This is a genomic window from Jonesia denitrificans DSM 20603, assembly GCF_000024065.1.
GTDB lineage: Bacteria > Actinomycetota > Actinomycetes > Actinomycetales > Cellulomonadaceae > Jonesia > Jonesia denitrificans.
This window is the reverse complement of record NC_013174.1, coordinates 166,726-179,521: the sequence shown is the minus strand read 5'-3', so window position 1 is coordinate 179,521 and position 12,796 is coordinate 166,726. Positions and strand designations below refer to the sequence as shown.

Sequence of the window (12,796 nt, the reverse complement as noted above, 5' to 3'; positions counted from 1 at the left end):
TGGCGAATCTGCCGTCACCGCTGGCAACTCTGCGTCCTCACCGCTGGTTGGTCTGACCGCTCACTGCTGTTCGTTCTCCTGCGCAGTTTCCGTGTTGTACTCACCGCAGTCACAGTGTTCGCGCTCGAAGCGGTCGCGCAAAGCACTCCGCGCTAGCCGCAGTTTGTTTGGGTCGTACCCAGCTTCTGCCTCATCAGCCCATGCTTGAATCTGCTCATCAGTCACGGGTTTACCGTGGAGATAGCGTTCGCTCATACTCATACGGTAGACCGTATTTCGACCACTGCGATCAGGCCGCTGGCCCTCAGGAACGAACCAGAGGTGCCATTCCTGCTGATTTTGCGACCGCATCAGTTGATCCGCACAGTTCCAACCAGTTTGCTAGCAGGCGGTGTCCACCTTCAGTGAGAACTGATTCTGGGTGGAACTGCACCCCGTGCAACGGCAGTGTGCGGTGCTGTAATCCCATGATGATGGGGCCGGACTCGGTTTCCACCTGGGCTGTGACCACAAGATCGTCGGAGACGGTCCCGTTGACCACGGCGAGGGAATGGTAGCGGGTCGCTGTGAAGGGGGAAGGTAACCCAGCGAACACGCCTGTACCGTCGTGGGTGACCGGACTTGTTTTCCCGTGCATCAGTTCCGGCGCATGCGTGACCGTCCCACCAAACACTTCACCTAACGCTTGGTGTCCTAAACACACACCCAACATGGGGGTTCCGGTGGCTGCGCAGTCGCGGATCACCTGCATGGACTCGCCTGCGGCTGCGGGGGTACCCGGCCCCGGGGACACGAGAATCCCATCGTAGGTGGCGCGGTCCGCCACGTGGGGTACCGCATCGTTACGCACGACATGGGTAGTGGCCCCCAGCTCGTTGAGGTACCCCACGATCGTGTACACAAACGAATCGTAGTTGTCGATAACCAAAATTGAGACCATAGTGCCCTCCCAAACAGGAACCGTCGATGTGACGAGCGGCGGGGTGACACCGCGCGGGAAAGAAAGTGACACGATCATAACGCGAGCGTGCCCAAAGGTGGGGTGCTGACCGTTCTTTAGTCAGCGACCTGCCACAGGTCTGTGTCCTCCGGTACTGTCGCGTATTTGAGGGAGGGGGCACGAGAGGCTGCTGGTGCAGTCACCGATTCTTGCTCTGCGAACTCCCACCCCAATTGCACAACATCCACGTACTGTTGGTACACCTGAAGGACCGGAGAGTTATCAACAGCCTCCGTCAAGGCGGATGGGTCACCCACCGCTTCGACCACGAACGGGGGTGAGTACACCTGTCCGTGAAGAAGCAGGACGTTTCCCACACATCGGAAAGCTGTGGTTGGAGTGACCCGTTGTCCTTGCAGCGTCATTGCTTCTGCGCCGCCGGCCCACAGTGCGTTGATAGCCCCTTGCAGGTCTTGCTGGTGAACAACCAGGTCGTCTGGGGTGAAACGGGCAAGGTTGTCTTCTGTTTGCGGGGCGTCCCACATGGCTAGGCGCACACCAGGTCCGGTGACTTCTTGCATTCCCAATGACAACGCCGTTGCTTTCTCTACATTGGTAGGAAGCGTGGGCAGTGTAGTTTCGGCAATTTTGGTCATGTCCGCGACTGAGGTTTCCAGTTCCCCCAACGTGGTGATGAGATCAGCTTGGCGGGTGGACTCAGTACGAATGAGGTCAGCGAGGCCTTCAGATTGCCTGGTGTTCTGGCTGTCAGCTGTCTCAGCGCTGGCGCGGATCATCCACAGGGCAAGGAACAGCACCACCCCCACTGACACGGCAGTGCGGATACGAGCGGATCGTGTGGTTATCGCAGACGACATGGTGTTCCTTGGGTTAGTTCAGGCTCTCAGAGCACTGTCGTTCTCAGGGTAGTACACCCCAGCGGCTGACAGTTCACACGGTCTGTGCCGTATGCTGTTGGGCAAGGTTTCCGTTCATTATTGGAGTTTATTGTGCCGGTTTCACGCTCGCGGAAGAAGCGTCACCAAGACGACGAGGTCACACAAGCTGACCACACCCCCCAGCAGGTGGGGAACCCTGCATGGCTTGCCCCTACGATGGTGACGTTACTCATCGTTGGGTGTTTGTGGGTCATCGTGTACTACCTCACCTCAGCAACTCTCGGGTTACCACTACCGTGGATTGGTCAGTGGAACATTGCCGTTGGGTTTGTCATCATGCTCGGTGGGCTTGGTCTCGCGACCCGGTGGCGTTAACACCACCGGGGGCGCGCACAGCCAGGTCACTCTATGACGTGAGCTGGCCAACAACTGCATAACGCACAACTGCAAGAGTAATGAGAAGGACCGCGACGGTAACGGAGCCGATGATCGCGGTCTTTTTCTTGTGTTCTTGGGGGGCGCGCACATAAATCACTGACAACACCACCCCCGTGAGTAGCCCACCCAGGTGCCCCTGCCAGGAGATGTTCGGGACGATGAATCCGAGAACCACGTTGATCCCAATGAGCACGGCAATGCCCCGGAGGTCCGCTCCCACTCGTTTCATCACAGGGACGAGTGCTCCGAATAGCCCAAACACTGCCCCTGACGCTCCTAATGTGGGGATGAACCATGATTCGTTGACGGGCGAGGCCAGCAGAACCACGGCAACGTGTCCTCCGATAGCGGAAAGCACATACAACGTGATGAACCGTGCCCGACCAAGGATCAGTTCTAATTGCGACCCAACAACCCACAATGCCCACATGTTGAACAGAATGTGGAAGTAGCGGGTTGTGGAGTGCAAAAGAGCAGCGGTCACAAACCGCCAAGGTTCGTCCAGCCCTAAGAATGGGGCAAACACAAAGTGTTGGGTGAACTGGTCCCAACCGAGTGTGATTTGTGCGAGGAACGTCGCTACGCTGAGTCCGATAATCCAGTAGGTCACTAGTGGGCGAGTATCTGTGATGGTGGCACCGGCCACCGTCCGCACTGTACGGACCTGACGTGCCCCCTCCTGTGTACACTGCGAGCACTGCACACCAACAGCGGCCTGGCGGGTGCACTCAGGGCATATAGGTTGCCCACACCGCTGACAGCGCACGTAGGACGGACGGTCGCTGTGGTTTTTGCACACAGGGACACTGTCAGTAGGTTGTACAGCCCCGTAGTCCGGTCCGGTCACAGTATCTCCATTCACGGCGTGACATTCGTGGATACACCTGTGGACGGTCACGGCACAGGTGACCGTCCACAGGGATGTATGCGTCGGTGTGTTTAGTCCTCGATCGTGACCGAGTTGATGACAATGTCCTCAACAGGCCGGTCACCTGGACGGGTTTGGGTGCCCGCAATAGCGTCGATGACTGCACGGGAGGCATCGTCGGCAACCTCACCAAAAATGGTGTGTTTCCCATTCAACCAGGTGGTTTGGTCCACGGTGATGAAGAACTGTGACCCGTTGGTTCCCGCAGGCTGACCTGTGATGGGGCTCATGCGCTTACCCGCGTTCGCCATAGCAAGGAGGTAAGGCTTGGAGAATGTCAGTTCCGGGTGGATCTCGTCGTTGAAGGTGTAGCCTGGCCCACCTGTACCGGTACCCAAAGGGCACCCACCTTGGATCATGAAGTTGGGGATCACACGGTGGAAGATCAAACCGTCATAGAACGGGTCGTTGCTTTCCTCTCCCGTTGTGGGGTTCGTCCACGTTTTTGTTCCGCGTGCCAACCCAACGAAGTTATCAACTGTTTTGGGGGCGTGGTTGGGGAACAACTCAATTCGAATATCACCGGCAGTGGTGTGCAGTGTTGCAAACATTCTTCTATTCTTTCACGAATGCGGGCAGGCAGCGGTGTCAGGGCGTGAACATCTCGTGTTTTACCATGCGACCTGCCCAACAAAGTGAGAGAGTAAGGATAAGAACAGATCCCTCGCTAAAGGAGTGCTTCGTGTCCGACCATGTGAAGAAGTTCGCTCGTGCCACCTCACACGCTGTAGATCCTGACAAGGTCAGGGAGCACGCCCACGACTATGCGCACGATTTTTCCGTGCGGGCGCGGGAAGCCGCCCTCGGGGCGAAGGATTGGGGCACCCCGAAGGTCGAAGCTTTCGTGGAGTGGGCTACCCCACGAATTGAGCAGGCGTGGAATGAAGCAGTCAAGGCAGCAGCTCCACGGGTGGAGAAAGTTGCCGAAAAAGCGACTCCCGCAGTAGGCGTCGCACATGACAAGATCGTCGATGATGTGCTGCCTCGTCTCGTTGCCGCGTTTAACGATGCGGCAGACCGGGCTGCTGCCGCAACGTCCGCTGCTGCGACTGCCGCTGCTGACAAAATTGATGGTCAGGCGTTGGGAGAAGCGATTGACTCCCGAACCGCGAAAATCGCTGCAGCCACCACTGCCGGTGCCGCCGCTGCTGCAGCGTCAGGAAAGAAAATGTCCAAGCGCGCAAATAAACGTGCAGCTAAGCAAGCCAAACACCTTGCGAAGTCATTGGAAAAGGCGTCAAAGAAGGGCCCCGCGAAGCTATCTGACGCCGCCCGCAAAGCAGAGCGGTCGTCAAAGAAGTCCGGTAAGGGCTGGCTCATTGTTGGCGGTGCAGCTGCCGCTGGTGGAGCGTACTTGCTGTGGCGTCGTTCCCAACCCACCACTGACCCGTGGGCTGAGCCATGGGAGAACGACGACAGCAACCTGCGGTTCTCTGACTCGGTGGGGTCCGCAAAGTCAAGGATCGGTGACGCAGCTGAAGCTGTCGGTGAAGCAGCTGGTCACACCTACGCCAAGGGGCACGAAGTCACGGAACGTCTCGCTGAGGCTGCCAAGGACGCATCGGAAGACGTGAAGAAGTCCACCGAGGAACTTGCTGCGAAAGCATCTGAGAAGATCGCTGAGGTTCGCGAATCAGCGAAGAAGACAACTCGTTCCGGATCCCGCGCCAAGCCAAAGAACGCCGAAGGGCAGGTCAGCGACCCAACATCTGCGGACAAAGCGGGGGTTGAGAACGTTGCCGACAAGGCTGAGGACACGGCAACTGATGTGGCTGACTCTGTTGCTGACGCGGCGAAGGACGCCTCGAGCTCAGTGAAGGACGCGACCCAGAAAGCCAAGGGCGCTGCCGACTCGACGAAGGATGACACGAAGTAGTCGTCTGTCACAGGGATCATGCGGTGGCCGGGCACGTGACGTGTCCGGCCATTCGTCTCTGTGCTGAAGGTGTGGCGCATGGTGGGGTGGCTGAGGTGGTTCCTCGTTCGGGAACGCATGTAACGCCGTGGGAGCCAGTTGTGCGGTGGTGGGGTGATCCGTTGCCTGACGATGTGGTGGCTCAGGTGCGAGGGACCATTGAGGTGGGGTTGGAGCGGACGTTTAGCCAGGACCCGGTGTTTGGGGTGCGCCAGTTGGTGGATGTGGCTGAGCGTGCGTTGTCTCCCAGTACGAATGATCCGGCCACAGCGGTGCAGGTTGTTCAGCAGTTGCATGTGGTGTTGGGGGAGTTTGTTGCGGTGGAGCAGTTGAGTCCTTTTATCCATGACGAGCTGGGGCGGGCGCTACCAACGTTTGCAGGCCTACTTGAGGAGGCATGCGACCGGCTAGATACCCTGATGGACGATGCTCGTCCAGCTGGCCTGACAGGCTAACTATGGTGGGGGCACCCCGGCTGGTGCCCAGGATCTGTTCCAGCCGGGGTGCGGGTTGGGGGTTAGGCGGCGAGCCAGAGGTCGCCGTTTCCAACGGATTTGTGTTGCCATTCTTGTGGGCGTGACCCGCCGACGACGCAGTTGCCGATCCAGTAGGTGACGTCGGGTGACCAGCCGGCGAGCATGGTGGAGCCTCCTGCGATGGGCAGGCGGCGGGTTGCTGCTTCGAGGTAGGCGACGGTGGTGAGGTGGACGGCGTCGTAGTCTTTGGCGATCATTCCCCAGTGGGGGATGAACCATTCGTCGACGGTTCCGGTGACGCGGTACCAGTCGTGGAGTCGTGACCGGGTCATTCGTAGTGGGTAGCGTTCGACGAGGTTGACGTAGTCGGCGGCGGTGCGTAGTTCGAGGATCCGGGAGGATCCGATGATGTCAATGGGCCAGGTGATCGCGTATTGGCTGATTGACATGTCTTCTTGTGCCCAAAGCCCAACTGGCCCCAGGTCTCCTAGTGATCTGGTGGTGGCGGGGATTGATTCGTGGGCGGGGGTGGACCACCACATGCCGGAGATGTCGTTTTCTGGATTTGGGTCGTGTTGTTGGGAGTGGAGTTCTTCAGCCATGGCTCGCCGGTACCATTGTTGGACTCCGGCTCCTGCCCGCCAGGCTGCGGGATCGGAGAGGGGCATTGCGAATTCGTCTTGGACGCGGCGTTGTTGCCCGCCCATGTCGCCTACCCACCAGTCGGGGACAACTCCGGCGACGACTTCGGCGATGGGTCGCAGTGCGGCCGACACTGACTTGTGGGTGAGGAGTGCATCTTCGACATCTGGGGCTTGCCAGTATTGTGCGGATGCGACTGTTTCTCGCAGGGCGAGGAGCATTTCGTATTCGTTGGGTGGTTCCGCTGTGATTGCGGGCACTGATCGGCCAAGCTCAACGATGACTTGTCCTTGAATCCCTGAGTTCACTCCGGTTGCCACTGTTTGTATGAGGAGTTTTTCTAGGGGTTCGTGCCGTGACGATGCGAGTTCAAGCAAGAGGCGCCGTCCGCGTGGCCCGGACAACAACTGACTGGAATAGACGCCGCTCATCCGATGTACCTCCGTGACTCGGCGCTGCGACAGGGGGCGGTTTGTTGGTGGGGGTGAATTTTTCACCGTTGCTTGGTGGCGTGCAGCGCCTAACTTGACGGTAGGGCAACGGTTTTCGGCGGGGAAGAGACAGCGCAGGTGAGGAGTCCCCATCTACTGAGCGATCTAGCGGTTGCAGGTGGCGAAAACCGCCACTCTGGGCGGTTTTCACCACGCAGGGCGCGCATCGTGGGACAGTTCTCCCCATCTCACTGGGGCGTATTGACGGCGGATTACTCAGACAATGGGCTGGTTCTCTCCCCCACTTAGGAGTCAGTGTGCGCGCTTTTTCTTTCCCATGGGTTGCCGTCGGTGTGCTGTGCACTGTGCTGTTGTCCGGGTGTGCTGGCACGAGTGCTGGGTCACCGTCAGCTTGGGAGACCTCCTCAGTCCCTGCGCAAGGACCGACTGACGAGGCCACTGGTGGTTCCGCGCCCGCGGGGAGCACATCTGGTGTTGATCCCGTGGACGGTGGGCGCTGCGTTGATGGTGAGGATGTGGTGGTGCGTGGTGACGCGCTGAGTCCTGTTGTCACCGGAATGTGTGGGCGTGTCCTGCTTGAAGGGGTGGGCATCACCGCTCGTATTGACTCCGCTCGCAGTGTTGAGGTTTTGGGTGAGGACCACCATGTCAGTGGCGGCCCGTGGGGTGGGCTCACAGTTGAGGGTCAACGGACAACTGTTAACGGGGACGTCAGTGGGACCGTGGATGTGGCAGGGACCGAGTTTGCCCTCACCGTGACCCAACCCTCCCAGGTCACCATCCGCGGGGAAGGGACCACACTGTCTGCAGACGAGGTGACCCGTCTTGAGGTATTCGGGATCGACCACACCATCACTGCGGGCACGGTCGCTGAGGTGGAGGTGCGCGGACACAACAACACGCTGACGTGGAGTGAAGGCCCGAAAAAAGCGCAGGTCAATGAAGGAGACAATAAGGCTGTGCGGACACAGTAGTGGCACACCTGGTCACGACTCTGGTGCGTCGAGAAGGCCACTGCTTCTCGACGCACCGCACACTTCCCGCAGTGACCGCACCTATCCGGTGAAGAGGTCGAACAGGAGCCGACCTGCGAGGAAGAACATCATGACCCCGATGAGTGCATCAAGGATTTGCCAGGATCGCGGCCGTTGAAAAATGGGGGTAAGAACCCGCGATCCGTACCCAAGGGCGGTAAACCACGTCAGGGTGGCGAGGAATGCCCCGATCGCGAAGCTCCACCGTGCGGCACCATACGATGTGGCCACCGACCCCATGAGGATCAGTGTGTCGAGGTAGACGTGGGGGTTGAGGTAGGTGAGTGCAAGGACGTGCAGGACCACAATCCGCAGTGTTGACGACACCGGTTGCGTGGTTGAACCGGGGGTGGCCCCGGTTGTGGGCTGGGTATCGGTTGCTGGTTGTATCGCGGTGGCAACAGCACTCCCGCCGTCGTTGACAAGGAGTGTCGCCACTGTTCCGGACGGTAGGCCCGTTGCGGTCAGCGCATCAGGTGTGGTGGGCATGTGGAGGGTGGGGTCATCAATAGGGAGACCTGCGGGTTTCAGTGCACGCCGACAAGCCCCCGCGCCGTACCACACAAGGAACGCAGACCCGAAGACGGTGAGAACAGGGATGATCCACGCCGCGCGTTGCACGACCACCCCAAAACCGGCAACACCAGCGGTGATGAGGATGACGTCTGAGGCTACGCAGATGGCCACAATGGGCCCCACATGCTCGCGGCGTAACCCTTGCCGTAGGACAAAAGCGTTTTGCGCCCCAATAGCGACAATGAGGGAAAGCCCAAAGCCTAATCCCGCGAGAACAACGGTCGGTGAGATCACGTAGGTAAGCATGTCAACGGGGCTAAGATCAGTACAGTTCACTTTTCTGTTGCTCATGAAGGAAAACTGAAGATGCGTGTTGATTTAGCCCACCTCGAGGCCCTCCTCGCCGCCGTCGATGAAGGATCCTTTGACGGGGCAGCCGCGATCCTTCGCATCTCCCCCTCCGCACTCAGCCAGCGCATCAAAGCACTCGAAACAACCGCCGGCCAAGTCCTCCTCCAACGCACCAAACCCGTACGCCCCACTCCTGCCGGCCTGCCCTACCTGCAGGCAGCGCGCCAAATCGATGCTGTCCTTTCCCAAACTCTCGCCCAAGTCGACGCGGTCGCCCCCGGCCCACCCGACGTGCCCATCGCCATTAACGCAGACTCCCTGGAAACATGGATCATCCCCGCGCTCGCGTCCATCCGTGACGTCGCGAACTTCCATATCTTCCGCGATGACCAAGACCACACTGCGGAACTCCTGCGTTCGGGTACAGTCCTCGCTGCGGTCACGTCCCTCGCCGACCCCATCCAAGGGTGTGAGTCCCACCGGCTAGGGGTCATGCGGTACCTACCGGTGGCCACCCCCGACTTCGCCGCACGGTGGTTCCCCCACGGACTGACCCCAGCCGCGCTGGAAAAAGCACCCACCGTGGTGTTTGACCGCAAAGACAAAATGCAACACCGGCTCCTCCACGCCTACGGTGTTGACCCCAACATCCCTGCTCGTTGTTACGTCCCCTCGGCCACCGCGTTCGTTGAGGCAGTCGCCCAAGACATGGGGTGGGGCCTTGCCCCGGAGATCCAGATCGACGAAGCCCTCGCCACTGGTTCACTGATCCACCTCTCCGACTACGTCGATGTGACCCTGTACTGGCAACAGTGGAAACTGGAATCACCTGCGTTGACCGTCCTGCGCCGCACCCTCGCAGACGCGGCAGCGTACGCGTTACGGATCAGGTGAGGGGCGCATCGGCACGCATCATGGCGTAGGTGACCGCCCAGGCCGGTACGGTGACACACTTCGGTCCCCAGCAATATAGAACCGCCAAGGAAACATGTGGGTTCCTGCCACGCCGGACACCCCGGTCCGTGGCGACCTGCCGATGCGCTCACTCGGGACCGCGTGCGGCCCACCTGGCACGGCAACAGCGATGCGCGCCACCTGTCCAGCCAACACATCGGTTCCGTCATGGTGCGGGTGGGTGATCCCGAGCGCTTGCGCAAGACGACCAGGGCCGCGCGCTAGGTCACGATCGGTGCGTGCCGCGACCCGGCGGGCGCGGGCAATGTCGTGGCCATCAATGATGTCGCCGGCACGCAGCAGCACACCAGATGCGGTGTGCTGTGGAGAGCACACGATGTTCGCGGCGCTGTGAATCCCATAGGACAGGTATACGTACAGGTGGGCGGGCGGGCCAAACATGGTGGCGTTGCGTTGGGTGGGGCCCATCCGCGCATGGGAACCGGTGTCTGGCGGGGTGTTCATGCCGGGGCCGTGATAGGCCTCGACTTCGGTGATGCGGATCGTGACGGGGCCGGGGTCAAGAAAGGTGGTGAGGCGCGCCCCCAGCAACAGGGGGGCAACATCGAGTGCGGGGCGTTCAAAAAAGTCACGCGGGGGCACAAAAAAACCACTCGAGTGAACGTCTGTCATGGGCGACAGCGTAGTGGAGTGGCAACGGGTTCGCGCATCGACCCTAACCAGTGGGGTCGATGCGCGAGGTGGGTCAGCGACCGAAGATCTTGGACAGGAAGCCGCCCTGGTTGGCGGCTGCTTGTTCAGCGTCGCTGTGTTGCCCGTTGCACCATTGGCCGGCGGGGACCATGGCTTTGACGTCAGAAACGTGCTGGCCACAGCCAGCCCAGGTGGTCTTGTCACAGACTTTGCAGGATACGGGACGGCACATATTTTTCTCCTTGATGGTGTGGTGGTCGGGGCCACGGGACCCCGACCGGGTGTGTCGGTGAGATCAGTGTCAGGGTGTTACTTCGTGTCGGTGACAAGGACGTCATCTGCGTGTTCGCCCAGGTGGGCTTTGAGGGTGAGCATCCCCCCGGACAGGGTTGCTGAGTCAAAACCAGCCTGGTCGAGGACGCGGTGCGCCAGGTAGGAGCGCATCCCAGAGTGGCAGTAGATGCGCACGGGGCGTCCTGCTGCCGCGTCGCGTACCTCCTCGAGACGGTCGCGTAGTTCGGTGTGGGCAATATTGAGTGCGTCGGGGACGTGTCCGGTGGCGTATTCACCGGGTCCGCGGACGTCGAGGATGAGAGCGGTCTCGCGCATCTCGTGGAGTTGCCACGGGTACCACAAGCGGATTTTTCCGCTGAGGACGTTGGCTCCGTTCATGCCTGCCAGGTTGACGGGGTCTTTTGCCTGGCCGAAGGGTGGAGAGTAGGCCAGGTCGAGGTCGATGAGGTCCTCAATGGTCATGCCTGCACGGATCGCGGTGGCGAGAACGTCGATGCGTTTGTCGGCTCCGTCTTTCCCGGCTGCTTGTGCCCCAAGAATTCGGCCGTCTTCCTGGGCGAAGTGGACGACAAGGGAGATTGCTTCGGCCCCGGGGAAGTAGCCGGCGTGGTTGAGTGGGTGCAGGTAGACGGAGTGGAAGGCGATGTTCGCGTCGGTGAGGACTGTGCGGGAGGCGCCGGTCATGGCGACCCCGTATTCTCCGACACGCACGATAGCTGTGCCCACGGGGTGGGGTAGTTCACGGGCAGTGTCCGGGTTGATGATGTGGTCGGCAACGAGGCGTCCGGCACGGTTGGCTGGGCCTGCGAGCGCGATGGGGCGGCGGATTCCGGTGACAGCGTCGGTGGAGAGTGTGGCGTCGCCTACTGCCCAGACGTGGGGCAGGTTGGTTTGTCCGTGGTTGTTGATGATGATGGCCCCACGGTCGGTGTCGAGTCCGGCGTCTTGGAAGACAGCGGTGTCGGGGCGTACTCCGACGGACAGGACGATGAGGTCGGTGTCGATGCGGGTGCCATCAGCGAGGATGACGGTGTCGTGGTCGGTGTGGTGTTCGATTGCTTGGGCTGCGACTCCGGTGTGAAGGTGCATTCCGAGGCGGGTGAGTTCACCGGTGACGATGTGGGCGATTTCGGTGTCGAGTGGGGGCAGGACGTGGTCGGCGAGTTCGACAACGTGAACGTCGAGTCCTTGTGCTTCGAGTGCTTCGGCTGCTTCGAGTCCGATGAATCCGGCACCGAGGACGACGGCTCGTTTGGCTCCTTGGTCAACGGTGTCGCGCATGGCGATGGCGTCGGGGACGGTGCGGAGTGTGCGCACGCGTGGTGAGTTGATCCCGTCGATGGGTGGTGTGATGGCGACGCCTCCTGGTGAGAGGATGAGGGCGTCGTAGGTGAGGGTGTAGGTGTTGGTGTTGCCGGTGTCTGTGTTGGTGTGTTGGACGGTGACGGTGTTGTTGGCGGGGTCCAGGTGGGTGACGTTGGAGTGGGTGCGGACGTCGAGGTTGAGTGATGCGCCCAGGCTTTGGGGGGTTTGGACTTGGAGTTTGGCTGCGTCGGTGATTTCTCCGCTGACGTAGTAGGGAAGTCCGCAGTTGGCGAAGGAGACTTCGCCGCCGCGTTCGAGGACGATGATGTCGGCGTTTTCTGCGATTCTGCGTGCGCGTGCTGCTGCGCTCATGCCTCCTGCGACACCGCCGACGACGACGATGCGGTTGGTGGTGGATGCCTGTGTGTTGGTGGGCATCGGGTCTCCCTTGGTGAGTGGTTGTGTGTTTCCCTGTTCCCCAATATACCCCCAGGGGTATAGAATGTCATATGGACATCGTCACAAAAGCCGATCACACTCGAAACAGTGCCCGCAGCACCACCCCCACCATGACCACACTCGAGGGAACCATGAACACCGAAACTCCAGAACAACTCGCCGCCCGTAAGCGCGTCGTCAATCGCCTCAAACGAGCAAACGGCCAACTCGCAGCCCTGATCACCCAGGTAGAAGCAGGCGCCGAATGCCGTGACATTGTCACGCAACTGTCAGCCGTCTCCTCAGCACTCGACAAAGCCGGGTTCGCGATCATCTCCTCAGCCATGAAGGACTGCGTCCTTGACCCCGAACGGCAAGCGGCCGCCGATGACGCCGAAGCGTCCGGCAAAAAAGGTCCACTCACCTTGACCGAACTCGAAAAGCTCTTCCTCACTCTCGCGTAGCACGCGCATCGACACTGCACCCAGAGGCCAACGACACCCGGACCCGGGGTCGCAGCCAGAGCACGTACTGTCCACATGTCTGCACTAACGCCACTG

At 60.4% G+C, this 12,796-nt stretch carries 16 protein-coding genes and 1 pseudogene; 6 read left to right on the top strand and 11 right to left on the bottom strand.

Going from position 1 to position 12,796, the window contains the following annotated elements; translation table 11 throughout:
- Positions 1-60: 60 nt before the first annotated feature.
- The 3 genes from JDEN_RS14015 to JDEN_RS00845 form a co-directional block, all read right to left on the bottom strand.
- Complete coding sequence (locus tag JDEN_RS14015) at positions 61-255, bottom strand: hypothetical protein (protein ID WP_226926619.1); 195 nt, start codon at positions 253-255, stop codon at positions 61-63.
- A 49-nt stretch (positions 256-304) separates the two neighbouring features.
- On the bottom strand, positions 305-940 hold the full coding sequence (locus JDEN_RS00850) for an anthranilate synthase component II (RefSeq protein WP_012805947.1): 636 nt from the start codon (positions 938-940) through the stop codon (positions 305-307).
- A gap of 116 nt (positions 941-1,056) precedes the next feature.
- On the bottom strand, positions 1,057-1,818 hold the full coding sequence (locus JDEN_RS00845) for a DUF881 domain-containing protein (RefSeq protein WP_012805946.1): 762 nt from the start codon (positions 1,816-1,818) through the stop codon (positions 1,057-1,059).
- Positions 1,819-1,950: 132 nt separating this feature from the next.
- On the opposite strand from JDEN_RS00845, the gene JDEN_RS00840 reads away from it, so the two are divergent.
- Positions 1,951-2,214, top strand: coding sequence for a cell division protein CrgA (locus JDEN_RS00840; RefSeq protein ID WP_012805945.1), 264 nt, complete (start codon positions 1,951-1,953; stop codon positions 2,212-2,214).
- A gap of 31 nt (positions 2,215-2,245) precedes the next feature.
- Here the strand turns inward: JDEN_RS00840 and JDEN_RS00835 are convergent, their stop codons facing one another.
- The 3 genes and pseudogenes from JDEN_RS00835 to JDEN_RS00830 all read right to left on the bottom strand — a co-directional run bounded on the left by JDEN_RS00835 (position 2,246) and on the right by JDEN_RS00830 (position 3,756).
- Positions 2,246-2,923 carry a rhomboid family intramembrane serine protease gene (locus tag JDEN_RS00835; RefSeq protein ID WP_226926637.1) on the bottom strand — a complete coding sequence of 226 codons (678 nt, stop codon included), beginning with the start codon at positions 2,921-2,923 and terminating at the stop codon, positions 2,246-2,248.
- 84 nt (positions 2,924-3,007) lie between these two features.
- Positions 3,008-3,076: pseudogene (locus JDEN_RS14190) on the bottom strand (hypothetical protein); the annotation flags it as partial.
- Between the two features lie 140 nt (positions 3,077-3,216).
- Positions 3,217-3,756, bottom strand: coding sequence for a peptidylprolyl isomerase (locus tag JDEN_RS00830; protein WP_012805943.1), 540 nt, complete (start codon positions 3,754-3,756; stop codon positions 3,217-3,219).
- A 131-nt stretch (positions 3,757-3,887) separates the two neighbouring features.
- Between JDEN_RS00830 and JDEN_RS12860 the strand changes: the two genes are divergently transcribed.
- Positions 3,888-5,081, top strand: a complete 1,194-nt coding sequence (locus JDEN_RS12860; RefSeq protein ID WP_049754383.1) for a hypothetical protein — start codon at positions 3,888-3,890, stop codon at positions 5,079-5,081.
- A gap of 86 nt (positions 5,082-5,167) precedes the next feature.
- Positions 5,168-5,575, top strand: coding sequence for a DUF2254 family protein (locus JDEN_RS00815; protein WP_192940858.1), 408 nt, complete (start codon positions 5,168-5,170; stop codon positions 5,573-5,575).
- 62 nt (positions 5,576-5,637) lie between these two features.
- On the opposite strand, the gene JDEN_RS00810 is transcribed toward JDEN_RS00815, so the two are convergent.
- Entirely contained in the window at positions 5,638-6,669 is a 1,032-nt protein-coding gene (locus tag JDEN_RS00810; protein ID WP_012805941.1) for a hypothetical protein, read from the bottom strand.
- A gap of 317 nt (positions 6,670-6,986) precedes the next feature.
- Between JDEN_RS00810 and JDEN_RS00805 the strand changes: the two genes are divergently transcribed.
- Complete coding sequence (locus tag JDEN_RS00805; protein WP_012805940.1) at positions 6,987-7,664, top strand: DUF3060 domain-containing protein; 678 nt, start codon at positions 6,987-6,989, stop codon at positions 7,662-7,664.
- A gap of 81 nt (positions 7,665-7,745) precedes the next feature.
- Here the strand turns inward: JDEN_RS00805 and JDEN_RS00800 are convergent, their stop codons facing one another.
- Positions 7,746-8,591 carry a LysE/ArgO family amino acid transporter gene (locus JDEN_RS00800; protein ID WP_169304081.1) on the bottom strand — a complete coding sequence of 282 codons (846 nt, stop codon included), beginning with the start codon at positions 8,589-8,591 and terminating at the stop codon, positions 7,746-7,748.
- Between the two features lie 15 nt (positions 8,592-8,606).
- Here JDEN_RS00800 and JDEN_RS00795 point away from each other — a divergent pair, with 15 nt between their 5' ends.
- Positions 8,607-9,485, top strand: coding sequence for a LysR family transcriptional regulator ArgP (locus tag JDEN_RS00795; protein ID WP_012805938.1), 879 nt, complete (start codon positions 8,607-8,609; stop codon positions 9,483-9,485).
- 18 nt (positions 9,486-9,503) lie between these two features.
- On the opposite strand, the gene JDEN_RS00790 is transcribed toward JDEN_RS00795, so the two are convergent.
- The 3 genes from JDEN_RS00790 to JDEN_RS00780 all read right to left on the bottom strand — a co-directional run bounded on the left by JDEN_RS00790 (position 9,504) and on the right by JDEN_RS00780 (position 12,236).
- On the bottom strand, positions 9,504-10,178 hold the full coding sequence (locus tag JDEN_RS00790) for a DNA-3-methyladenine glycosylase (RefSeq protein ID WP_012805937.1): 675 nt from the start codon (positions 10,176-10,178) through the stop codon (positions 9,504-9,506).
- 73 nt (positions 10,179-10,251) lie between these two features.
- Positions 10,252-10,431 carry a hypothetical protein gene (locus JDEN_RS00785; RefSeq protein ID WP_012805936.1) on the bottom strand — a complete coding sequence of 60 codons (180 nt, stop codon included), beginning with the start codon at positions 10,429-10,431 and terminating at the stop codon, positions 10,252-10,254.
- Positions 10,432-10,508: 77 nt separating this feature from the next.
- Positions 10,509-12,236, bottom strand: a complete 1,728-nt coding sequence (locus JDEN_RS00780) for an FAD-dependent oxidoreductase (protein WP_012805935.1) — start codon at positions 12,234-12,236, stop codon at positions 10,509-10,511.
- 131 nt (positions 12,237-12,367) lie between these two features.
- Between JDEN_RS00780 and JDEN_RS00775 the strand changes: the two genes are divergently transcribed.
- On the top strand, positions 12,368-12,700 hold the full coding sequence (locus tag JDEN_RS00775; RefSeq protein WP_226926620.1) for a metal-sensitive transcriptional regulator: 333 nt from the start codon (positions 12,368-12,370) through the stop codon (positions 12,698-12,700).
- Positions 12,701-12,796 lie beyond the last annotated feature (96 nt).

Coding starts and splice junctions, on each gene's coding strand:
- JDEN_RS00780 (WP_012805935.1), bottom strand. CDS start 12,236: ATGCCCACCAACACACAGGCATCCACCACCAACCGCATCGTCGTCGTC.
- JDEN_RS00810 (WP_012805941.1), bottom strand. CDS start 6,669: ATGAGCGGCGTCTATTCCAGTCAGTTGTTGTCCGGGCCACGCGGACGG.
- JDEN_RS00790 (WP_012805937.1), bottom strand. CDS start 10,178: ATGACAGACGTTCACTCGAGTGGTTTTTTTGTGCCCCCGCGTGACTTT.
- JDEN_RS00785 (WP_012805936.1), bottom strand. CDS start 10,431: ATGTGCCGTCCCGTATCCTGCAAAGTCTGTGACAAGACCACCTGGGCT.
- JDEN_RS00850 (WP_012805947.1), bottom strand. CDS start 940: ATGGTCTCAATTTTGGTTATCGACAACTACGATTCGTTTGTGTACACG.
- JDEN_RS14015 (WP_226926619.1), bottom strand. CDS start 255: ATGAGCGAACGCTATCTCCACGGTAAACCCGTGACTGATGAGCAGATT.
- JDEN_RS00800 (WP_169304081.1), bottom strand. CDS start 8,591: ATGAGCAACAGAAAAGTGAACTGTACTGATCTTAGCCCCGTTGACATG.
- JDEN_RS00775 (WP_226926620.1), top strand. CDS start 12,368: ATGACCACACTCGAGGGAACCATGAACACCGAAACTCCAGAACAACTC.
- JDEN_RS00845 (WP_012805946.1), bottom strand. CDS start 1,818: ATGTCGTCTGCGATAACCACACGATCCGCTCGTATCCGCACTGCCGTG.
- JDEN_RS00795 (WP_012805938.1), top strand. CDS start 8,607: ATGCGTGTTGATTTAGCCCACCTCGAGGCCCTCCTCGCCGCCGTCGAT.
- JDEN_RS00830 (WP_012805943.1), bottom strand. CDS start 3,756: ATGTTTGCAACACTGCACACCACTGCCGGTGATATTCGAATTGAGTTG.